Origin of the sequence: Dethiothermospora halolimnae, assembly GCF_037577855.1 — a bacterium.
Lineage (GTDB): Bacteria > Bacillota > Clostridia > Tissierellales > VENL01 > Dethiothermospora > Dethiothermospora halolimnae.
In genome coordinates this window covers 1-23685 of record NZ_JBAKFX010000059.1, presented here as the reverse complement: position 1 = coordinate 23685, position 23685 = coordinate 1, and the positions used below count along the sequence as shown (strand labels likewise).

The window sequence follows — 23685 nt, the reverse complement described above, 5'->3', positions numbered from 1 at the left end:
GATCAAACTCTCAAATTAAAAGTTTTATTACCTGTCACTCAATGTGACGCTGGTGTTAAATGTTTTTCATCTCAAATTAATATCTGGGATGTGCTTGACTTGCACTGTTTAATTTTCAAAGACCAAACTTTTTGTCGAAAATGTTTCCCTTCGACTCTTAATACTATATCAAATTCAACTTAATTTGTCAACAACTTTTTTAATTTTTATTGAAATAATTTGTGTTTTTTGTTGAAAATTTATGTTTTGCTTCGTAACGACAAGTAATACTTTAACATATTTTTATACTTTAAGCAATAGGAAAGTTATGTTAATAGTTAAACGTAACCTCCGAATGAATTCGGAGCTACAATGTTTTTGACTATCATCTATTAACTATTAACTAAACTATTCTCCAAGAAATAAAAAACAAAGTGGCCTTTGGCCACTTTTCATTTTATCTATTCTTTATTCTCTATTATTTATTCTTTATTTTTAATCGTACATTTTCCTAAGTTCTACCCTGAATTTCTCTATTATTTTCTTTTCCATTCTTGAGACAGTCATTTGAGATATTCCCATTTCATCTGCTATATCCACTTGGGTTTTCTTTTTAAAGTATCTATCTTTCAATATCTTTTTCTCTCTATCTTCTAATTTTTCAATTGCTCTAAGAAGAAAATCCTTGTTCTCTATCTTGCTAAAGTATTCATCATCTTCCCCTACAAGTTGAGATAGGCTTATATCTTTATCATCCCCACTTGAATCAAATGATAGATCTAAGGATTTAGGTGTATAAACTTTACTTGCTTCCATAGCCTCTAAAACTTCTTCACTTGTACACTTTAGATATTCGGCTATGTCTTCTACACTAGGAGATTTTTGTAGCTTTTGACTTAATGTAACTTTGGCATTATTTATTTTCTTAGAAAGCTCTTGTATCCTCCTAGGTACCCTTATTGTCCAACCCTTATCTCTAAAATACTTTTTGATCTCACCAATTATTGTAGGGGTAGCAAAACTTGAAAACTCATAACCTTTTTCAAGATCGTATCTATCCACAGCATAGATAAGTCCCACACAAGCTATTTGGTATATATCATCGTAGTCTATACCCCTATTGGCATATTTTTTAGATAGTATTTCAGCTATATATAGATGCCTACTTATAAGTTCATCTCTTATCTTTTTATCTTTACTTTCACTGTAATATTTAAAAAGTTCTTTAGTTTCTATATCCTCTAATTTACTATCTTTTAAATCAAAGGCATTTGTCATTTCACAACATCCTCTATTTCTTTTATCATTTTTATTTTATAAATATCATTGGCATCAACAAGTTCCACTTTATCCATAAGAGATTGTATAATAAATAGTCCTAACTCGGCTTCTTTGCTACTTTCTATATTTTTATCTTTTTCATATTCCGTTATTATTGTCATGGCATTGCTATGTATTTCAAATTCAATATTTATATTTTTATTCTTTATTCCATTATTTATAGCTTTGGTACAAGCCTCTGCTATGGCTACTTTTATATCATCAATCTCTTCTATATTGAATCCTATTTTGTTAGCTATAGCTGAAGTGGTTAACCTTACAACACTAACGTATTCTGGTTTGTTGGGGACATTAATCTTTATTGTATCTAAAATCTCTTGATTATCTGTCATCATTTCACTCCTTAACCACAAAAACTTTATTTAATCCAGTTATGTCAAATAACTTTTTAATGTTAGGTTTTATATTAGTTATAGTTATATTTCTTTCCTTTTCTTTTATTTTCTTTAGGGCGCCTATTAATACTCCTAAACCAGTACTGTCTATATATTCTAACTTTTCCCCATCTATAACCATATTAACATTACTTTGATTAATGATTTCTGTTAATGTTTCTTTTAAATCCGGTGACGTATAAATATCTACTTCCCCAACTGGCTTTATTATGATCACATCATTGTTCTCTTCTTTTAATATTTGTAAAGCCATAATACTGCCTCCTTTTTTTAATCATTATTTTATAATATATTTTATCTCTTTTCTATATCTTATAATATTTAAAAATTAATGTAAACCTGTTAATTTCATTTATAATTTCTTTACCCACAGATTCATATCTTCAAAGTTTCCACATATATTACAGTTATTAATAAGTCTCCCTGTATATGAGTAGCCATGTTTTTTAAATACCTTATTCATTCCAAAGGACACTGCCCTAGCTATGGAATATAACGAGTTTATATCTCTTTTTCTCATTTCTTCTTCTAACTTATCAATAATCACACTCATAAGTCCCTTTTTTCTATATTTAGGATTCGTTGCGCAATCGGTCATTTCAGCATTTTTGTGTAGATAGTCTATATCAGCAGATGCACAACTAACTATTTTATCTTTGTGTTTGATATATATAAATATTACATCATTCTCCATTAATGTGTTTACATAGTCTCCATTATTAAGGGGAATAGGATAAGTCTTAAAAACTGAATCATATAGTTTTGTTATATTCTGTATATCCTCTCTATTTGCAATTGATACACTATACTCCTCTTCTAATTTTATATCAATGTCCTTTGGTTTATAATCATTAATTGTCTCTATTATTTCATTTTCCTTCTCTATAGTATCACTATCTCTTCTTTTACTACTGTAAAATTTAGATAAGCAGTAACCATGATCTCCATTATAGTAATATTTAAATATACCTTCTAATATATACCCATAGGACATAAACTCTTCCCAATCCTTTGATGTAGCCTTTATAAATACCTTGTCGAAATTATTTTCTTTAGCTATATAGTCTATCCGTTTTGCCATTCCCCTATAATTTTTTCCCCCATAATTAAGTATTTTAAGTCTTTTATTATAATAATCTATTATAAGTTTTAAATAGTAGTCTTCTTCTTTAATTTCATACTGAAGACTATAAACACTCCCATGTATCGTAGCTTTATTATCCTTATTTAAAGTTAAGTCAATAATTTCCACTAAATAAAAAACCTCCTTATTATTTTTGTTCAATTTACTAAATATTCCGTTAATTACATCGAGCGTATTTGTTAATGAAATTAAAAAGAGACTTAGATTTAAGTCCCTTTTTATAGGTCATATATTATACTTATTAAACATACATATGTTTATTACATATTAATCTTCTTCAGGTATTACCTTGGCTATTGAAACTACTCTATTATCCTTTTCTATTCTCATTAATTGCACTCCTTGAGTATACCTACCCATTTTTGATATACCTGAAACTTTTAATCTAATAACTATTCCAGAAAAACTTAGTATCATTATTTCATCTTTTTCGTCAATAACTTTAGCTCCCACAAGATCTCCCGTTCTGTCTTGTACACTATAGGTTTTTATACCTTTTCCACCTCTAGTTTGAGTTCTATACTCTTTTAATGATGTTCTTTTTCCTTGACCATTTTCACTTATAACCAATAAATCCTTATCATCTTCAACCAAATCCATTGCAACTACTTTATCATCTTTGTTAAGCTTTATAGCTTTAACTCCCATCGCTGTTCTACCCATATCCCTTACATCATCTTCATTAAATCTTATGGACATTCCTTTAGATGTTACTACTATAATATCCTTTTCTCCATTGGTTCTTTTTACATCTATAAGTTCATCATTATCTTTAAGTTTTATTGCCAGTAGTCCATTTTTTCTTATATTTGAGAAGCTATCAAGGGTAGTTTTCTTTATTATACCATTTTGAGTTGTAAATACAAGGTAATCACTTTCATTAAAATCTCTAATAGGTATTACTGCCGTTATTTTTTCATTTGGGTTTAACATTAATAAATTAACTATAGCCGTACCCTTAGCCTGTCTTCTAGCCTCTGGTATTTCATAAGCCTTAAGGGTATAAACCCTACCTTCATTTGTAAAGAACATTAAGTTATCATGGGTAGATGTGATAAATAAATGTTCAACAAAGTCCTCTTCCCTTGTGGTTAAAGCAGATATTCCCTTTCCTCCCCTACGTTGAATTTTATAGGTGCTTTCAGGAAGTCTCTTTACATAGCCAAACCTAGTTAACGTAATAGCAACATTTTCTTCCTCTATCATATCTGCTATATTTATTTCTTCTGCTGAATGTCTTATCTCTGTTCTTCTTTCATCATTGTATTTTTCTTTTATTACCAGTAGCTCTTCTTTTATTATGTTATATATTAATTCTTCACTGGCTAGTATCTCTTTATACCTATTAATTTCTTTTATTAAACCTTCATACTCTTCTTGGATTTTATCCCTCTCTAAACCTGTTAGTTTTTGAAGTCTCATATCCAAAATTGCTTGGGCTTGCTTTTCACTTAAACCAAATTTATTCATTAAACCTTCTTTTGCATCATTTGCAGTTTTAGATGATCTAATCAAGCTTATTACTTGGTCTATATTGTCTAATGCTATTTTTAGACCTTCAAGTATATGGGCTCTAGCCTCTGCCTTATCTAAGTCATATTGAGTTCTTCTTACTATAACATCTTTCTGATGGTTTAAATAATGTCTTATTATTTGTCTTAAATTCAATAATTTAGGTTGCCCATCTACTAAAGCAATCATTATCATACTAAATGTGTCTTGAAGTTGAGTATGTTTATATAGATTGTTTAATACAACATTAGGATTTGCATCCCTTTTAAGTTCAATTACTATTCTCATACCATTTCTATCGGATTCATCCCTAAGGTCAGATATTCCTTCCACCTTTTTATCCCTTACTAACTTAGCTATTTTTTCTATTAATCTAGCCTTATTTACTTGGTATGGTATCTCATTTACTACTATTCTATTTTTGTTTTTTGTCATTTGTTCTATAGTAGTTTTTGCTCTAACCCTTATCTTACCCCGTCCAGTTTTATATGCAGTTTTAATAGCATTTTTACCCATTATCATAGCACCGGTTGGAAAGTCAGGTCCCTTTATATGTTCCATTATATCTTCTACCGTTACCTCTGGATTATCTATCATAGCTATTGTTCCATCTATAACTTCCCCTAGATTATGAGGAGGGATTGATGTTGCCATACCAACGGCTATCCCTGAGGTTCCATTTACTAAAAGATTAGGAAATCTACTTGGTAAAGCCACAGGCTCTTCCATTGTTTCATCAAAGTTTGGTCTATAATCCACAGTATTTTTGTTTATATCAGTAAGCATTTCCGTTGTTATCTTGTTCATTCTTGCCTCTGTATAACGCATAGCTGCTGCGCTATCACCATCTATGGAACCAAAGTTACCATGACCATCCACAAGGGGATATCTTGTTGAAAAATTTTGAGCAAGTCTAACCATTGCATCATATACTGCACTATCGCCATGGGGGTGATACTTACCTAAAACGTCCCCTACTATACGGGCAGATTTTCTATGGGGTTTGTCTGGAGTCAAATTTAAACCACTCATAGCATAAAGTATACGTCTATGTACTGGCTTTAATCCGTCTTTTACATCTGGTAAAGCTCTACTTACTATTACACTCATGGCATAATCTAAATAGGATTTTTTCATTTCCTCTTCTATATTAACTGGTATAACTTGAGATTCATCGTTATTCATTGGTATCCTCCTTCCCTCTATATATCAAGATTCTTAACATATTGGGCATTATTTTCTATAAATTCTCTTCTAGGTTTAACCTTGTCTCCCATAAGAGTAGTGAATATTTCATCGGCTGCAACCGCATCCTCTGATGATACCTGTAACATCATTCTACTTTCAGGGTCCATTGTGGTTTCCCAAAGCTGTTCTGGATTCATCTCACCAAGACCTTTGTATCTTTGTAGTGATGTTCCCTGTTTTCCTATTTCATTTAATATTCGTTGAAGTTCTCTATCTGTATATGCATATAACTCTTTCCTACCCTTCTTAACTTTATATAAAGGAGGCTGAGCTATATAAATATGACCATTATCAACAAGGGGCCTCATATATCTAAAGAAAAATGTTAATAAAAGGGTTCTGATGTGGGCACCGTCCACATCGGCATCGGTCATTATAACTATTTTATCGTATCTAAGTTTCTCTATATCAAATTCATCTCCAATACCACAACCAAAGGCTGTTATCATGGCCTTTATTTCAGCAAAGTTAAGTATCTTATCTAATCTTGCTTTTTCTACATTCATTATCTTACCTTTTAATGGTAAAATAGCTTGAGTATTTCTATCCCTACCCTGCTTTGCTGAACCTCCGGCAGAATCTCCCTCAACTATATATATTTCGGATTTTGAAGGATCTTTCTCAGAACAATCGGCTAATTTCCCAGGAAGAGCTGAGTTCTCAAGTACACTCTTTCTTCTTGTTAACTCCCTTGCCTTTCTTGCAGCTTCTCTAGCTCTAGCTGATTTTAATGCCTTATCTATTATTGACTTAGAATCCCTTGGATTTTCTTCTAAGAAAGCATCTATAGCCTCAGAAACCAAACTCTCAACTACACCTCTAACTTCACTATTACCTAATTTAGCTTTAGTTTGTCCTTCAAATTGGGGATCTGGTATTTTTATTGATAATACAGCAGTAACCCCTTCCCTTATATCTTCTCCCGAAAGGTTTGAGTCCTTTTCCTTTAATATATTATTTCTTCTTGCATAATCATTCACTACCCTTGTCAATGCACTTTTAAATCCACTTAAATGGGTTCCACCACTATGGGTGTTTATATTGTTAGTAAATGTAAATATATTTTCACTATAGGCATCTGTATATTGAAGGGCAAGTTCAACCATACAATCATCCTTTTCCCCTTCATAATATAATATATTCTTGTGTATTGAGGTTTTATTTTTGTTTATATGTTCAACAAAGGTTTTTATACCACCTTCATAGTGATATGTTTCTTTTTTATTTTGTCTTTTATCCTCTATTATTATCTTTATACCTTTATTTAGAAATGCCAATTCCTTTAGTCTATGGGATAATGTTTCATATTTAAAATCCGTATCTTCAAATATAGTATCATCGGGCTTAAAGGTTATGTTTGTTCCTGTTTCCTTTGAATCCCCAACTATATCTAAATTTGTTTTAGCTACTCCTCTTTCGTACCTTTGTTTATATATTTTGCCATTTCTTTTAACCGTAGCCTCAAGCCACTGAGAAAGGGCATTTACCACTGAAATCCCTACTCCATGGAGACCTCCAGATACTTTATATGCATTATTATCAAACTTACCTCCAGCATGAAGAACTGTGAGTACAGTTTCAACAGTTGATTTTCCTGTTTTAGGATGGGTTTCCACGGGAATACCACTTCCATTGTCTGTTACTGTAACTGAGTTGTCTTCATTTATTATTACTTCTATTGTGTCACATACACCAGCTAAGGCTTCATCTATACTATTATCCACTATTTCTTGAACTAAGTGATGTAAACCCCTTGGTCCAGTACTTCCTATATACATTCCAGGCCTTTTTCTTACAGGTTCTAAGCCTTCTAAAACCTGTATTTGCTCAACACCATAACTTCTATTTTGTTCATTTTCAGCCATCTAATGTCCTCCAATCTATTTAGCTTTTTTATTTGTATTTTATTATTGACATTTAATCATACTATCTATAAAGTTAGTTCTTTTATATAATGTGCTTGAAGATATATTAGTACCATATATTACACTAGTTCTTATTTCTCCACCATTAGTTTTATCTTTTTGTGTTTTTTCTGTAATTATATAGGATTTAATTCCTTTTTCGGATATTACCTTTATAAAACCTTCTTCTTCAGCTATCTTTATAAAACTTAAGGTATCATCAGATTCCATTGCAGTCTTGGCATCTATTATTGCTATTATATCCTTTATAGGTATAACTACATCTTTTCCTAAATGCAAAAACATTTTATTCCTCCTTTAAAAGAGAAATATTTCCTCTTTTTATATAAAAAACACTCTTACTTTTTTTTGATATTTCTTCTAACTCTATGTTATCAGTTGATGTAATTATTGTTTGTATATCTTTAAATGTTTTTATTAAATATTTACGTCTAGTATGATCTAGTTCTGATAACACGTCATCTAAAAGTAAAACTGGATATTCTCCCATTTCTTCTTTTATAAGTTCAACTTCAGCCAGTTTTAAAGATAAAGCAGCGGTTCTTTGCTGACCTTGAGAACCAAAGGTTCTTATGTCTATGTTATTTACATCTATCTTAATGTCGTCTCTATGGGGCCCAAATTCAGTCCTTCCTTTTTCTATATCGGCATTTAAGTTTTTCTTTAAAACATTATAATATGAATTTTTTATTTTTTCCTCTTCATAACAATTTAACTGAAAGGATGAAACATATTCTAAATCAATTTTTTCTATCCCTGCTGTTATACTTTTATGAATTATTTTAGATATTTTTGATAGCTTTTTTAAAAAGTCAATTCTACTTGTCAATATTTTTGCTGCTATATCAACTAGTTGCATATCAAAAACATCTATTGTCTCTATTTTATTTTTGTCATATTGGGCCATTTTTAAAAGGTTATTTCTTTGATTTATTATTTTATTATATTTTGAAAGATTATATCTGTAATTTGGCCTTATTTGTGAAATTTCATCATTTAAAAAGTTTCTTCTTTGGCTTGGTCCTTCTTTTATTAATTTTAAATCCTCAGGAGAAAATATAACAACATTTAACTGACCGTACAATTCTGATATTTTATCAATTTCAATTTTATTTATTCTAGCTCTTTTAGGTTTATCCCGTTCTAGTTTAATTTCTATTCTCTTATCTATATCCTTTTTGTTTACATAAACCCCAACATATGCCTTATCTTTTTTTATATCAATTAAATCCTTATCTCTACCTGTTCTATAAGATTTTCCCATGGAGCATATATATATTGCCTCCAATAAATTAGTTTTGCCTTGAGCATTGTCTCCTAAAAATAAATTTAAATTTGGATTTAACTTTACTTTTAAACCTTTATAATTTCTGTAATTTATCAGCTTTATGCTATCTACGTACACATAACGCACTCCTTATTTAAATTTCATCGCTTTTCCTATTATAACATTTTTATATGAAATAGCATATTATTACTTTACAATAAAGGTTTCATCGTCTAAAATCTCTATCATATCCCCTTTTTTTATCTTCTTACCTCTTTGAAAACATATTTCATTATTAACTTTTATTTGTCCATTTTTTATCAGCATTTTACTATGGCCTCCGGTTTGAGCTATTCCAATGTATTTAATAAATTGATCAAGTTTAATGTATTCAGTGTCTATATTTATTTCCTTCAAAATATCACTCCTTTTTAATTACCTATTTATCAATATATTATTATAACAAATTATATAAGAATTAAAGACACCTAGTAAATCTTAGGTGTCTTAGTTACTTCCTGGTAGTCTTACTGGTAGTATCAAGTAGGTATATTTATTGTCTTCTGTAGGGTTTATTATACAAGGATTTATATCACTTACAAAATTCATAATTATCTCTTTACTATCTATAACCCTTATTCCATCTAGGATATATTTTGAGTTAAAGGCTATTTCCACATCATTTCCCTCTAATTTTATAGGAACTTCTTCATGAACATTACCGATTTCAGAATTAGAGGTTATTAACATCTTATCATCTGATACACTGAATTTTATAAGATTATTTTTACCTTCTTTAACCAACAAAGAGGCTCTCTCTATACTTTGTTTTATATCATTTGTATTTACTACTACTTTAGAATTATATTCATTTCTTATTATATCTTTATAATTTAAAAATTGACCTTCTAAAAGTCTTGATGATATAACAGTATCTCCTAAATTAAATATTATATGCCCCTTTGTAAATTTGATATTAATGTCATTTTCATCATCTTCTAGTATTTTACTTAACTCATTTAATGACTTTCCAGGTATAACAACCTTTATATCTTCATTACAGTTAATAGAGACTTTCTTTACTGCTAATCTATAACCATCTAACGCAACTAAGGTTGCACTATTATTTGATATTTCTAAAAGTGCTCCAGTCAAAATAGGTCTAGTTTCATCTTGAGCTGTTGCAAATATAGTTTGCTTTATCATTATTTTTAACAAATCCTGGGGTATATCAAATGATACTTCATCGGATATTTTAGGTAACTGAGGATATTCCTCTGAGGGTTGACCTATCAAATTAAACTTAGAATGTCCACAGTTAATTTCTATATTATAGTTTTCCTTTACTTCTATATCCACAGTTTCATTTGGAAGTTTTCTTATAATGTCTCCAAATATTTTAGCTGTTACTACAAAGGATCCTTCTTCTATTACCTCACAGTCAATATATGATTCTATACCTAACTCTAGATCTGTTGCCGTTATTTTCAATCTATTATCTATAGTTTCTATCAATATACCTTCTAAAATAGGTAATGTTGTTTTAGTTGAGATAGCTTTTTGCACAATACCTATGCATTTAGATAATTGTTTTTGATCTATTTTTATTTTCAATTGTGGATAACCTCCCTTAGATAAAATTTGTAATATTTATAACTTAACTTAGTAGTAATAGTAATAGGGCCTGTTGATATGTGGATAACTAATTAAAGACTTGAATTGATAATGGATAAAGCATGTTAATAACATGTTTATAAATGGGGGTAAGTTATACACATATTAACAGCTAATAAATTATTGGATTATTTAGTAACAAATAATTCACAAGTTATTAACAGATGATGTTTATCATTCTCCTTTTATTTCTTTGATTAAATTTTCTACTTTTTCTTTAAATTCCGGATCCTTTTTTATATTTGTAGATACTTTTTCATAGGCATGTATAACCGTTGTATGATCCCTACCTCCAAATTCATCTCCTATTTTTGGTAATGATAAGTCAGTTAGTTCTCTACAAATATACATTGCTATTTGTCTAGGATAAGCTATAGAGCGGGTCCTTTTCTTAGATACTAAATCTTCTAATTTAACATTTAAATTATTTGATACTACTTCTTTTATTAGTTTTGCTGTTACTTCCTTTGGTTTATTGTTGGATATTATGTCCTTTAATGCCTCCGTAGCTAAATCTACTGTTATATCTTTATTAGTAAGGGAAGAATAGGCAACTATTCTTATAAGTGCACCTTCCAACTCCCTTATATTGGATTGAATTTTAGTAGCAATGTGTAATGTCACATCGTTTGGAATATCTATATTTTCTACATTTGCTTTTTTTCTTAAAATTGCTATTCTTGTTTCCAAATCTGGTGGTTGTATATCGGCTATAAGTCCCCATTCAAATCTAGATCTCAATCTATCTTCTAGAGTTGGTATTTCTTTAGGTGGTCTATCACTTGATATTATAATTTGTTTATTAGCTTCATGTAATGCATTAAAGGTATGGAAAAACTCTTCTTGTGTTCTTTCCTTTCCAGCTATAAACTGTATATCATCTATAAGAAGAACATCTACATTACGGTATCTATTTCTAAATTCAACGTTACGGTCGTCTCTAATGGAGTTTATTAGTTGATTTGTAAACTTCTCAGAAGAAACATATACTACATTGGCATTGGGATTTTGATTTAATATATAGTGACCTATAGCATGCATTAAGTGGGTTTTCCCAAGACCAACACCTCCATAAATGAATAGAGGATTATATGCTTTGGCAGGAGCTTCGGCTACTGCTAAGGATGCTGCATGGGCGAATCTATTACTATTACCAATAACAAAAGTATCAAATGTATATTTGGGATTAAGTTGAGATCTTGATATTGTATTTTCTGGGGCTTGATTATTTTCCTTTGCTGGTTGTCCAACTTTGTTAGAAACTTCTTCCCCAGGTATAGTAAAGTTTATATCAAAGTCATTATTAGTTATTTGCTTAATAGCATTCTTTATAAGGGTTAAATATCTAGCCTCTAAAATACCTTTGGTAAATTCATTTGGAGCAGCTAAATAAATAATATTATTTTTTATAGAGACTGGCTCTATTGTTTTTAACCAAGTGTTGAAACTAACTTCGGTAAGCTCTGACTTTATAAGATTTAGTGAGTTTTGCCAAACTTCGTCCAGGTTTAGATTCATTTTTTAACCTCCCATCTATTTTAAATTATAGTCAAATATTTATAAAAATAAACTTTTTAAAATATTTTATACACAGACTTATCCACAAAAAATAAGATATCCGTTATAATAAATGTATATTATTTTTTTCACAAGGACAATATAAAAAATGTGGATAAAATGTTTGTTAATAATATTTTTAATATAATATTATTGAGTTATCAAAAGTATTAACAACTTAAGTATAAACAATATGTGGAAAAGAAGTGGCTATTTTTCAATAGATTATAAAAAAAGTTAACAAAAAATAAAACTTATACACAGATTTATCCACAGGTTGTGCATAAATGGTGATAATGTTGATAAATAATCCACATGTAGACTTAATAATACCAAAAATATTGATATTTATCAACATTATTAACAACATATCCACAGATATAACAGGTTGTTGAAAATATTATTAACATTACTGTTTTCTATATAAGTCCTTGACATAGCTTATACATATGAATATAATCAATAGTAGTGTCTACTTTTTGGAGATAATAAAGTCGATGTTATTTCGATATATATGGTACAGTTGAAGGGGGTGTTTCAGAATGAGTAAAAGAACATATCAGCCTAAAAAAAGACAAAGAAAAAAGGAACATGGATTTAGAAAAAGAATGAAAACTAAGTCAGGAAGAAATATATTAAAAAGACGTAGAAAAAAAGGCAGAAAAAAACTATCAGCATAAGGCCGCATAATGTGGCCTTTTTATTCAATTTAAGACTTTTTAAGGGGAATATATATGGATAAAAAGCGAAAACTTAGAAGTAATAATGATTTTAGAAATGTATATAACAACAGAAAGTCATTTGCCAATAAATACTTAGTTATGTTTTTTAAAAAAAATAATTATGGTTTTAATAGGGTTGGCTTTTCGGTATCAAAAAAGATTGGAAAAGCGGTTGTCAGAAATAAGGTGAAAAGAAGAATAAAAGAGAGCTATAGAAATAATGATGATAGAATAAAACAAGGATATGATATAATTTATTTATCTAGGGTTAGAGCTAAGGATGCCACTTATAAGCAAATAGAAAGTGCCCTTATACACTTGGGTAAAATATCTGGGTTATTGATGAAAAGGTGAATAATTGTGAAAAAATTAGTAATAATCTTAATTAAATTATATCAAAAATTTATTTCTCCAATGAAGGGAAGAAGAACATGTAGGTTTTATCCCAGTTGTTCACAATATTTTATTAGTGCTGTGTCTAAATATGGAATAATAAAAGGTGGACTGATGGGAATTAAAAGGATACTAAGATGTAATCCCTTTAACCCTGGAGGATATGATCCGTTAAAATAGCAAGGGGGTTAGTAAATGATAGACATTTTTGCAAAACCTTTGGGAGCTTTGCTTAATTTGGTTTATAAATTGGTAGATGGAATGGGACTTGATTTTGGGGGCTTATCGGCCTATGCAATGGCGGTTATAATAACAACCGTATTGTTTAAGTTAATAATATTACCATTAAATTTAAAACAAACTAAATCAATGAAAGAAATGCAAAAGATACAGCCCAAAATAAAAGAACTTCAAGAAAAATATAAAAAAGACCCGCAAACATTAAATGTGAAGACCATGGAATTATACAAAGAGCATAATGTAAATCCCTTTGGTTCATGTTTACCACTATTAATACAGTTTCCCATACTTATTGGATTTTTTAGGGTACTTAGGAACCCAGAGAAATATGTATCAGTTTATGAAACCATAACAAATAAGGCTTTTCTTTGGATAAAGGACATTGGTTATGCTGCAAATGCTATAGGCGATAAAACCAATGAAATTGCCGAAGGAGTTATAAATGGTTTAAATATAGGAATTAATATACCTTTTATAGGTCAAGCTTTACCTATAATGGCTATATTAGCGGCATTGTTAACTTATGTTCAGAGTAAGATGATGGCTTTAAATACCCCAACTGGAAATTCTGATAATCCAGCACAAGCTTCCCAAAATACTATGACTAAAATTATGCCAATTATGATTTTTTTCTTCGGATTATCAATGCCAGTAGGACTTGTTATTTATTGGGTAGTAGGAAATATATTTACAATAGCACAACAATACTTGACAAATAGATCTATTGGTAAGATTAAGGAGGAGTCAAATTAAATGAAGTCTGTAGTGAAAGTATCAAAGACTGTTGAGGGGGCAATAAAAGAGGCATTAGAAGAGTTAGATGCTAGAAGGGAAGATACCACAATAGAGGTTATTACTGAACCTAGTAAAGGTTTTTTAGGACTTATAGGGGCTAAAGATGCTAAAGTTAAAGTAGATGTAACTAATGATCCCGTTGATATTTCCAATGAATTTTTAAAAAAAGTATTGAGTAAAATAGGTGTTGAAGCTGACATAGATATAACTAGAAAGAAAAATACTTTAAACATTGATTTACAAGGTGTAGATAGCTCAGATATGGGAATAATTATTGGAAAAAGGGGTAATACATTAGATTCTATTCAGTACTTAACAAGTTTAGCGGTAAATAGGGATAGAGAGAAATATATTAGAATTGTACTAGATGCTGAAAACTATAGACAAAAAAGGGAACAAACTTTAATAAGACTTGCAAAAAAAATGGCTGCTAAAGCTAAATCTACAAAACGAAAAATAAAACTTGAACCTATGAATCCTTATGAAAGAAGGATAATACATTCAACTCTTCAAAAAGATAGAGCCATAGAAACCCATAGCGAAGGTGAAGAGCCCTATAGAAAAGTTGTTATTGAATTAAAGAGAAGTTTCAATAAAACCCAGTAATTATACTGGGTTTATGTTATGTATATCGTTTTTTTTGGTATAATAAGTAGTATAGTCTTAAAAAATAGATAAGTGAAAATAATGGAGTGATTTAAATGGATTTTGATACAATTGCAGCAATAGCCACTGCCCCTGGAGAAGCAGGTATAGGGATAGTTAGGATAAGCGGTGATAGGGCATTAGATATATCTGATAAAATCTTTAAAAGTGAAAGAATAAGTAGTTTAACGAAGGAAGAGGAAAGAAAACTAGTGTATGGCCATATAATAAATCCAAAGGATAAGAAGATAATAGATGAAGTGCTTATTGTATATATGAAGGGACCAAATACATATACTAAGGAAGATGTAGTTGAAATAAATTGTCATGGTGGAATAGTACCGGTACGAAGAATATTAGAATTGGTTCTTGAAAATGGAGCAAGAATGGCAGAAGCAGGTGAGTTTACAAAGAGGGCTTTTTTAAATGGAAGAATAGATTTAGCCCAGGCAGAAGCTGTTATGGATCTAATTAGTGCAAAAACAGATAGTGGTTTTGATGTTTCATTAAATCAACTGGAAGGAAGTCTGTCAAAAAAAGTTAAGGATTTAAGGGAGAAATTATTATCAATGTTGGCTCAAATAGAGGCTTCTATAGACTTTCCCGAACATGATGTAGAGGACTCCACATATAGAAAACTTATGGATGGTGGTAAGGAAGTTTATCAAGAAATAGATGGGTTATTAGATACAGTTTATACAGGTAGAATTTTAAAAGAAGGTCTTAAGACAGTTATATTAGGAAAACCAAATGTTGGGAAATCATCCCTTATGAATGCATTATTAAGGGAAAATAGGGCTATAGTTACCGATGTCCCAGGAACAACAAGGGATGTAATAGAGGAATATATAAACATAAAAGGTATACCTCTAAAGATAATAGATACCGCTGGTATAAGGGAAACCAATGATGTTGTTGAAAAGATCGGGGTAGATAGGGCAAAGGAACTTATCAATATGTCTGATTTAACTATAACTGTTTTTGATGCATCTAGAGAATTATCAGATGAGGACTTAGAGATAATAAAGTTAATTGAGAATAAGAAATCTATTATACTTCTTAATAAAACTGATTTAGATAATAAAATAGATAAAAAAGATATATCAAAACATATTCCAGATAAAAAGATAATAAATACATCTGTTATAAAGGGCGATGGAGTAGACATACTAGAAGATACATTAAAGGATATGTTTTTTACCGGTGAGGTTAAGATAAATGATAATATTATAGTAAATAATGTTAGACATAGAAATCAATTACTTAAGGCAAAGAAAGATATTGAAGATGCAATAGAAGCTATAAAAGCTGGACTTCCAATAGATTTATTTGAAGTAGATATTAAGAATTGTTGGGAGAACTTAGGTGAGATAACAGGAGATACAGTGGGAGAAGATATTATAGAAAAGATATTTAAAGACTTTTGTATCGGAAAATAATTATAACTAAGGGAGGAATCCTTTATGGAATACTATGGAGGAAAATATGATGTGATAGTTGTAGGTGCAGGCCATGCTGGATGCGAAGCTTGTTTAGCAACTGCAAGAATGGGAAAAAAAACCCTTGTATTAACAACCAGTTTAGATGCCATAGCTTTAATGCCATGTAATCCGGCAATAGGTGGAACTGGTAAGGGTCATTTAGTTAGGGAAATAGATGCCCTAGGTGGAGAAATGGGGAAAAATATAGATAGGCATTTTATACAAAGTAGGATGTTAAATACATCAAAGGGGCCAGCTGTACATTCCTTAAGAGCTCAAGCTGACAAGCAAAAATATCAAACTGGAATGAAAAAGGTAATAGAAGATCAAGAAAATTTAGATTTAATACAGGGAGAAGTAACTAAACTTATAGTCAATAATGGAAAAGTAGAAGGAGTTATAACAAGGACCGGAGCAAGATATGATGCCCATGTAATAATAATGGCCACAGGAACATATTTAAAAGGAAGAATATTTATAGGGGAAGTTAATTATGAAGGTGGACCAAATGGATTATTTCCCGCTAATAGATTATCAGAATCGTTAAAGGGATATGGTATAGAGATGAGAAGATTTAAAACTGGGACCCCTGCAAGGATTCATAGGGATAGTGTAGATTTTAAAAAAATGGAAATACAGCCAGGGGATGATGAAATAGTTCCATTTTCATTCTTAAATAATAATATAGAAAAGGACCAAGAACCTTGCTATTTAACATATACAAACTTAGAAACCCACAAGATAATATCCGAAAACCTAGAGAGATCTCCCATGTATAGGGGAGAAATGGAAAGTGTTGGACCAAGATATTGTCCATCCATAGAGGATAAGGTTGTAAGATTTGCAGATAAAAATAGACACCAAATATTTATTGAACCAGAGGGGCTAGACACAAAGGAAATGTATGTTCAAGGAATGTCAACTACCCTTCCTGAGGAAATACAAATAAAAATGCTTAAAACTGTTCCTGGACTTGAAAATGTAAAAATGATGAGGACTGCTTATGCTATAGAATATGACTGTATAGACCCAACTAAGATGTCAAGGAGCTTAGAATATAAAGATATTAAAAATCTATTTTTCGCAGGACAAATAAATGGAACTTCAGGATATGAAGAGGCCGCTTGTCAAGGATTAATGGCAGGTATAAATGCTGTACTTAAGTTAAAGGGAGAGGAACCTTTAATACTTGATAGATCCCAAGCATATATAGGTGTTTTAATAGATGATTTAGTAACTAAGGGAACTAATGAACCCTATAGAATGATGACATCAAGAGCAGAATATAGATTAACATTAAGACAAGATAATGCTGATTTAAGGCTTACAGAAATAGGGTATAGGGTTGGTCTTGCAACGGAAGAGAGATATAACAAAATGAAACAAAAAAAGGAAGCTATAGAAAAGGAAATAGCTAGACTTAAAGAACTTAAAGTAACTCCAACCAACGAAGTTAATGATTTTTTGGAAGGGTTAAAAAGTGCTAAACTTAAAAAACCTCTAAGTCTATATGACTTAATAAAAAGACCAGAACTTAGCTATGAAAATTTAAAGGAACTGGATAGTGATAGACCGAAGCTTAATAAAGAAATTAGGATGCAGGTTGAAATACAAATAAAATATAAAGGATATATAGAAAAGCAACTTAAACAAATAAAACAATTTAAAAAACTTGAAGGAAAGAAGCTTTCTAGGGATTTTAATTATGGAAAGATTGAAGGCCTTAGATTAGAGGCAAGGCAAAAGTTAAATGAAATAAAACCAGATTCCGTAGGTCAAGCATCGAGAATATCTGGGGTATCCCCAGCTGATATAAATGTATTATTAATATATTTAGAACAACAAAGAAGACTTAAAGCTAGGGGTGAAAAAAAATGACTAATATAGATACCCTAATAAAGGGGTTTAATGAAATTGATATTAATGTAAATGATAGAAAAATAGATAAATTTAAGTCTTATAAAACCTTGCTTAAAAGTTGGAATAAAAAAATTAATATAACAGCCATTGATGATGATAGAGAGATTGATATTAAACATTTTTTAGATAGTCTTACTGTTTTTAAAACGAATAAAATAGAAGATAATATTAGGATAATAGATATTGGAACTGGAGGAGGTTTTCCAGGGATTCCAATGAAAATAATAAATGATACATTGGATATTACCCTATTAGATAGCTTAAAGAAAAGATTAACCTTTTTAGATGAGGTTATAGAAACTTTACAATTAGATAATATAAGAACAATACATGGAAGAGCTGAAGACTATGGAAAAGATAAAGACTATAGGGAAAATTTTGATATAGCTGTGTCTAGAGCTGTTGCATCCCTTAATATATTATGTGAATATTGTCTTCCCTTTGTTAAAGTGGGGGGATATTTCATAGCAATGAAGGGACCGGCCCTTGAAGATGAGATAGAAGCTAGTAAGAAGGCTATTACAACTTTAGGTGGTAAATTAGAAGACAAAATAGATGTTAATCTTCCTTTTAGTGATATAGTACATAAATTACTAATAATAAAGAAAATAGAAAAAACTCCGACAAAATATCCTAGAAAACCAGGAAAACCTAAAAAAAATCCGTTGTAAAAGTGATATTTTTAACAGTTTTTGTAATACGAAAGTTTAAAAAATTTACTTTAATTAGCAGGAAGGAACCCTTTTTTAGAGAATTAATATAAATAGATAAAGGGGACAAGCTAATGGGGAGAGGATTGATGTAGATGAGTAATATAAGTGAGGATATTAAATATATAAATGTTGACAATATAAAACCTAATCCTTATCAACCTAGAAAGACCTTTAGTAAAAGGTCTTTAGAGGAACTGGCGGAATCAATTAAGTCTTATGGAATAATACAGCCACTAAGTGTTAGAAATATAGGACAGGATAGTTTTGAGTTAGTTGCAGGAGAAAGAAGACTTAGAGCATCTAAGTTAGCTAAATTAAAAGAGGTTCCAGCTATTATAGTCAATCTAAGAGACCAGGACTCTGCTGTTATGGCACTTATAGAGAATTTACAGAGGGAAGATTTAAATTTTATTGAGGAATCGGAAGGATATTATAACCTTATTAATGATCATGGTTTCACTCAACAGGAATTGGCTCAAAAGGTAGGAAAAAATCAATCTACCATAGCTAATAAACTTAGGATACTAAGGCTACCTAATGAAGTAAAAAAATTACTACTTGAAAATAATTTATCGGAAAGACATGGTAGAGCATTATTAAAACTACCCGACGAGGAACTTCAGTTAGATATATTAAATAAGGTTATTAAAAATGATTTGACTGTTAAAAAAACAGAAAACCTTATTAAAGATACATTAGAAGAGTTAACTAAGCCAGAAGAAACTGAACATAAACAAAGTATTAAAAGTAGGATTAACTTTAAAATTTATTTAAACACGTTAAAAAATGCATATAATGCTATTAAAGAAAGTGGAGTAAATGCTGAATTTGAACAAAAAGATAAGGGTGACTTTATAGAGGTATTAGTTAAGATACCTAAAAAGGAAGGCTAGGACAAAATTGTTCTAGCCTTCCTTTTTTAGTAGGAAAGATTTAATTTATAAAAAATAAAGTATTTAAATATATATAGTTATTGTTATAATGGTAGTGGTATATATAAATAAGGAAAACGTTAACTGAGATAAAATAATTATATATTTTAGAAAGGGGAAAACATGTCTATAATAAATAAGTTTATAAAAAATAATATAAATGACCCTTACATTTTAGTATGTACTTCAAAGTCTCAAATGTTATTTTGTAAGGATATATTAGATAAAAAGGATATTGATAATGATTTAATACCTACACCTAAAGGATTTGGAGGAGTATGTACCACTGCAATAAAATTTGATAAAAGAGATCTACAAGATATAAAAAATATAGTTCGTTATAATAAAATAAAAACAGAGGGTATATATCCCTTTAGTAAAAAGTATAAATACAATTTAAAAGAAATTTATAATGACAATTTATCACAAAAGTTTATTGATATAATAAAAAAAATTGAAGCAGGAGTTGATCTAAGCAAAGAAGATATTGTATATCTTTTAAAAGCCAAAGACAAGGAATATAATTCATTAATTAAGACGGCAGATATAGTAAGAAAAGAATGTGTGGGAGATAGAATAGAGTTAAGGGCCGCCATAGAATTTTCTAACTATTGTAAAAAAGATTGTAATTATTGTGGTGTTAGAAAAAGTAATACTACCAGTAGATATAGAATGGAAGAAAAAGCTATCTTAAAAAAAGTGGATGAGTTATATAAAATAGGGATAAAAACAGTTATACTTCAATCTGGAGAGGACCTTTATTATACAACTGAAAAAATATTATCAATAGTAAGAAAGATAAAAGAAAAATATAGAATGGGTATAACCCTTAGTATAGGGGAAAGGGACCATAAAGAATATAAATTATTTAGTAAAGAAGGGGTAGATAATTATCTTTTAAAAATTGAAACTGCCAATAAGGAATTATTTGAAAGAATACATCCAGATGATAAATATGATGAAAGGGTAAAGCATCATAGACTTATAAAAGAAGCTGGTATAAGGGTAGGATCTGGTGGCATGATAGGTCTTCCCGGTCAAACCTTAGAAAATATTGCCCAGGACATATTATTCCAAAGAGACTTTGGAATTCATATGATAGGATTTGGGCCATTTTTGCCAGCAAAGGGAACACCCTATGAAAGGGAAAAGAGTGGAGAGTTAGAAATGACTTTAAAGGTAGTAGCAATAACAAGGATAGTTTGTCAACATGTATTTTTGCCTGCAACAACGGCCATAGCATCATTACATCCAGAGGGACAGACATTAGCCCTAAAGGCAGGAGCCAATACAATAATGCTTATAAGTACTCCACCTAATCTAAGGGAAAACTATGAAATATATTCAAATAAGAATATGGTTGACTTGTCCTTTGCCATAGAATCAACCAGAGATGCTGGAAGGAAAATGCCTAAATATCTTAATTATGACTATATAAAAGATATGGGATATGATATAGAAGATAGCTTAATATAGTTGAGAATTGAGAATTGACAATTATGATTATGTAGAGGGGAGTTCATTCCCCGATATAATATAGAAAAAGGGTGAAAAATAGAAATAAGAGGTGATTATTATGAATGAAACCCCTAGAGCCAATAGGCTTCATATAGGATTGTTTGGAAAGAGGAATGCTGGGAAGTCAAGTCTTATAAATAGTATGACTAATCAAGAAATAGCCCTTGTAAGTGAAACTAAGGGTACAACAACAGACCCTGTGTATAAATCTATGGAAATATTACCCTTAGGGCCAGTAGTGGTTATAGATACGGCAGGAATTGATGATACAGGGGAACTGGGAAAATTAAGAATAAAAAAGACCATAGGGGTTTTAGAAAAAACTGACTTAGCTATAATGGTGGTTGATGCAACCGATAAAAATGTAGATTCAGAAAAAAAAATATTAAAAACAATAAAGGCAAAAGGAATACCTGTTATAGGGGTATTAAATAAAATAGATTTAAAAGAGAATGATAGTAAGTATTATGAAGCTGAACTGGGACTTAATTTTATTTCGGTAAGTGCTAAAACCAAAGAGGGAATAGAGAATCTTAAGGAAAAAATAGCTAAATACTCGAAGGATATAGATTATGAAGAGCCATCTATAATAGGGGACTTAGTTAATAGATGGGATGTAATAGTACATGTTACTCCAATAGATGAAGCAGCACCTAAGGGGAGGCTAATACTTCCCCAGGTTCAAACCATAAGAGATGTTCTTGATTATAATGGAATAAATATAGTTGTTCAAGACACAGAACTTAAAGAGACAATAAATATGTTTAGAGATAAAATAAAAATAGTAGTTACAGACTCCCAAGCCTTTGGGAAAATAAGGGACATAGTACCTAAGGATATATATCTAACTAGTTATTCTATATTATATGCCAGATATAAAGGTGATTTAGTGGAACTGGTAAAGGGTGCAAAGGCTATAAAGAGTTTAAAAAATAATGATACTATTTTAATAAGTGAATCCTGTACCCATCATAGACAGAAAGGGGATATAGGACGGGATAAAATCCCTAAATTTTTAGAAGAATTATCAAATAAAAAGTTAAACTTCAAATGGAGTTCAGGTACAACTATACCAGAGGACTTATCTATGTACAAAATGATAGTACATTGTGGAGGATGTATGATAAATAGAAAGCAAATGATAAGTAGAATAAATAAGGCAAAAAATAATAATATTCCAATAGTTAATTACGGAGTATTTTTAGGTTTTAAGTTTAATGTTTTAGATAGAGCCCTTGAACTGTTCCCTGAAGCTAAAAGAATATGGAATGATTAACCTTCATAGATGGTGAGGTTTTAGTATGAATTTAGAACATGTGATATAATATACTAAAAAAAGGGGGATAAAAAATATGAAGGGTTCAACAAGGAAGGTTTTATTAGGCACTATTATTATACTAATTGGTGTTTTATTTCTTCTAGACAATTTAGGTGTTTATAGATTTGATTTTGATGATTTAATTACATTAGGTATTGCAATAATACTTATATTTTGGGGAATTAAAACCCTTGTTAGAGCAGGTGGTATTGGTTCTATTATCTTTGGACTATTACTTCTATTTGGAGGAGGAAGTATGTTAGAGGATAGTTATGAGATATTTAATATAAATATTTCATATATATGGAACTACATATGGCCATCAGTACTAATATTAGTTGGAATAAAGTTTATTTTCGGAAGTAGAAGCTATAGAAGTAATGAGAATCATAGAAGAGAATATGATTCTAGTTATAAATCTAAAAAGCATGATAAAACAGACGAAGATACAGTGGCATTTAGTAGTGCTAGAGTAGGGGGCATTAATTGGGTGCTAACAGATAAATCCTATAGTACATTTATGGGAGGACTTGATTTAGATTTAACTACTGCGGAAATAAGTGATGGGGAAACATATTTGAACTTTAATATTACAATGGGGGGAATTGATATAATTATCCCCGATGATATAAATGTGATCTTTAAAGGACAATATTTATTTGGAGGATATGAATTTTTATCAAGGGATGCAGGGGGAATTAAGGGACAAATAAATGAAGAGCATATTACTGATAGCAATAAGACCGTTATAATAAATTGTGATATATCCTTTGGTGGAATAGAGGTTACCCTTAGACCTAGAAATAATAATTTTAATAAATAATAGAGGCCCCTTGGGCCAATGTCATTAAGTTAAGAAGAAATAAAGAGTTTTGTGTGTTCTTACACACAGAGCTCTTTTTTTATGTAATATTTTCATAAAACCTTTGATAAATTAGCAAAAATGCGGTGAATAACCTTGAGCAT

23 protein-coding genes are annotated in these 23685 nt (G+C 30.2%); 12 read left to right on the top strand and 11 right to left on the bottom strand.

Annotated features, from left to right (window positions below; genetic code table 11):
- Positions 1-474: 474 nt before the first annotated feature.
- From V6137_RS17435 to dnaA, 11 genes are all read right to left on the bottom strand, one after another.
- A complete protein-coding gene (locus tag V6137_RS17435; RefSeq protein ID WP_425449249.1) occupies positions 475-1257 on the bottom strand; it encodes a SigB/SigF/SigG family RNA polymerase sigma factor in 783 nt (260 codons plus the stop codon).
- The gene (locus tag V6137_RS17430; RefSeq protein ID WP_425449248.1) at positions 1254-1652 is read right to left on the bottom strand and encodes an ATP-binding protein; all 399 of its coding nucleotides are present in this window, start codon (positions 1650-1652) and stop codon (positions 1254-1256) included. Before V6137_RS17430 ends, V6137_RS17435 begins: the two co-directional genes overlap by 4 nt.
- A gap of 4 nt (positions 1653-1656) precedes the next feature.
- The gene (locus V6137_RS17425) at positions 1657-1968 is read right to left on the bottom strand and encodes an STAS domain-containing protein (RefSeq protein ID WP_425449247.1); all 312 of its coding nucleotides are present in this window, start codon (positions 1966-1968) and stop codon (positions 1657-1659) included.
- Positions 1969-2067: 99 nt separating this feature from the next.
- On the bottom strand, positions 2068-2967 hold the full coding sequence (ablB, locus tag V6137_RS17420; RefSeq protein WP_425449246.1) for a putative beta-lysine N-acetyltransferase: 900 nt from the start codon (positions 2965-2967) through the stop codon (positions 2068-2070).
- Between the two features lie 159 nt (positions 2968-3126).
- Entirely contained in the window at positions 3127-5556 is a 2430-nt protein-coding gene (gyrA, locus tag V6137_RS17415) for a DNA gyrase subunit A (RefSeq protein ID WP_425449245.1), read from the bottom strand.
- Between the two features lie 17 nt (positions 5557-5573).
- Complete coding sequence (gene gyrB / locus V6137_RS17410) at positions 5574-7484, bottom strand: DNA topoisomerase (ATP-hydrolyzing) subunit B (protein ID WP_425449244.1); 1911 nt, start codon at positions 7482-7484, stop codon at positions 5574-5576.
- Positions 7485-7526: 42 nt separating this feature from the next.
- Positions 7527-7829 (bottom strand): extracellular matrix regulator RemB, encoded by a 303-nt coding sequence (gene remB / locus V6137_RS17405; RefSeq protein ID WP_425449243.1) that lies wholly within the window; start codon positions 7827-7829, stop codon positions 7527-7529.
- A 1-nt stretch (position 7830) separates the two neighbouring features.
- Positions 7831-8949 (bottom strand): DNA replication/repair protein RecF, encoded by a 1119-nt coding sequence (gene recF / locus V6137_RS17400; RefSeq protein WP_425449242.1) that lies wholly within the window; start codon positions 8947-8949, stop codon positions 7831-7833.
- Positions 8950-9018: 69 nt separating this feature from the next.
- Complete coding sequence (locus tag V6137_RS17395; protein WP_425449241.1) at positions 9019-9228, bottom strand: RNA-binding S4 domain-containing protein; 210 nt, start codon at positions 9226-9228, stop codon at positions 9019-9021.
- A gap of 90 nt (positions 9229-9318) precedes the next feature.
- Positions 9319-10425 carry a DNA polymerase III subunit beta gene (gene dnaN, locus V6137_RS17390; RefSeq protein ID WP_425449240.1) on the bottom strand — a complete coding sequence of 369 codons (1107 nt, stop codon included), beginning with the start codon at positions 10423-10425 and terminating at the stop codon, positions 9319-9321.
- Positions 10426-10659: 234 nt separating this feature from the next.
- Positions 10660-12003, bottom strand: coding sequence for a chromosomal replication initiator protein DnaA (gene dnaA / locus V6137_RS17385; protein ID WP_425449239.1), 1344 nt, complete (start codon positions 12001-12003; stop codon positions 10660-10662).
- Between the two features lie 581 nt (positions 12004-12584).
- On the opposite strand from dnaA, the gene rpmH reads away from it, so the two are divergent.
- From rpmH to V6137_RS17325, 12 genes are all read left to right on the top strand, one after another.
- Positions 12585-12722: a 50S ribosomal protein L34 gene (rpmH, locus tag V6137_RS17380; protein WP_425449238.1), complete on the top strand. Its 138-nt coding sequence runs from the start codon at positions 12585-12587 to the stop codon at positions 12720-12722.
- Between the two features lie 54 nt (positions 12723-12776).
- Positions 12777-13118 (top strand): ribonuclease P protein component, encoded by a 342-nt coding sequence (gene rnpA / locus V6137_RS17375; RefSeq protein WP_425449237.1) that lies wholly within the window; start codon positions 12777-12779, stop codon positions 13116-13118.
- A 6-nt stretch (positions 13119-13124) separates the two neighbouring features.
- A complete protein-coding gene (yidD, locus tag V6137_RS17370; RefSeq protein WP_425449236.1) occupies positions 13125-13337 on the top strand; it encodes a membrane protein insertion efficiency factor YidD in 213 nt (70 codons plus the stop codon).
- 15 nt (positions 13338-13352) lie between these two features.
- Positions 13353-14150 carry a YidC/Oxa1 family membrane protein insertase gene (locus V6137_RS17365; protein ID WP_425449235.1) on the top strand — a complete coding sequence of 266 codons (798 nt, stop codon included), beginning with the start codon at positions 13353-13355 and terminating at the stop codon, positions 14148-14150.
- Complete coding sequence (gene jag, locus V6137_RS17360; protein WP_425449234.1) at positions 14151-14798, top strand: RNA-binding cell elongation regulator Jag/EloR; 648 nt, start codon at positions 14151-14153, stop codon at positions 14796-14798.
- A gap of 95 nt (positions 14799-14893) precedes the next feature.
- Positions 14894-16276: a tRNA uridine-5-carboxymethylaminomethyl(34) synthesis GTPase MnmE gene (gene mnmE, locus V6137_RS17355; protein ID WP_425449233.1), complete on the top strand. Its 1383-nt coding sequence runs from the start codon at positions 14894-14896 to the stop codon at positions 16274-16276.
- Positions 16277-16300: 24 nt separating this feature from the next.
- Positions 16301-18196, top strand: a complete 1896-nt coding sequence (gene mnmG / locus V6137_RS17350) for a tRNA uridine-5-carboxymethylaminomethyl(34) synthesis enzyme MnmG (protein ID WP_425449232.1) — start codon at positions 16301-16303, stop codon at positions 18194-18196.
- Positions 18193-18909 carry a 16S rRNA (guanine(527)-N(7))-methyltransferase RsmG gene (rsmG, locus tag V6137_RS17345; protein ID WP_425449231.1) on the top strand — a complete coding sequence of 239 codons (717 nt, stop codon included), beginning with the start codon at positions 18193-18195 and terminating at the stop codon, positions 18907-18909. Before mnmG ends, rsmG begins: the two co-directional genes overlap by 4 nt.
- 134 nt (positions 18910-19043) lie before the next feature.
- Positions 19044-19844 (top strand): nucleoid occlusion protein, encoded by an 801-nt coding sequence (gene noc, locus V6137_RS17340; RefSeq protein WP_425449230.1) that lies wholly within the window; start codon positions 19044-19046, stop codon positions 19842-19844.
- Between the two features lie 162 nt (positions 19845-20006).
- The gene (gene hydE / locus V6137_RS17335; RefSeq protein WP_425449229.1) at positions 20007-21359 is read left to right on the top strand and encodes a [FeFe] hydrogenase H-cluster radical SAM maturase HydE; all 1353 of its coding nucleotides are present in this window, start codon (positions 20007-20009) and stop codon (positions 21357-21359) included.
- 100 nt (positions 21360-21459) lie between these two features.
- Positions 21460-22677, top strand: coding sequence for a [FeFe] hydrogenase H-cluster maturation GTPase HydF (gene hydF / locus V6137_RS17330; RefSeq protein ID WP_425449228.1), 1218 nt, complete (start codon positions 21460-21462; stop codon positions 22675-22677).
- Positions 22678-22753: 76 nt separating this feature from the next.
- Positions 22754-23542, top strand: a complete 789-nt coding sequence (locus V6137_RS17325; protein WP_425449227.1) for a LiaF domain-containing protein — start codon at positions 22754-22756, stop codon at positions 23540-23542.
- Positions 23543-23685: the final 143 nt, after the last annotated feature.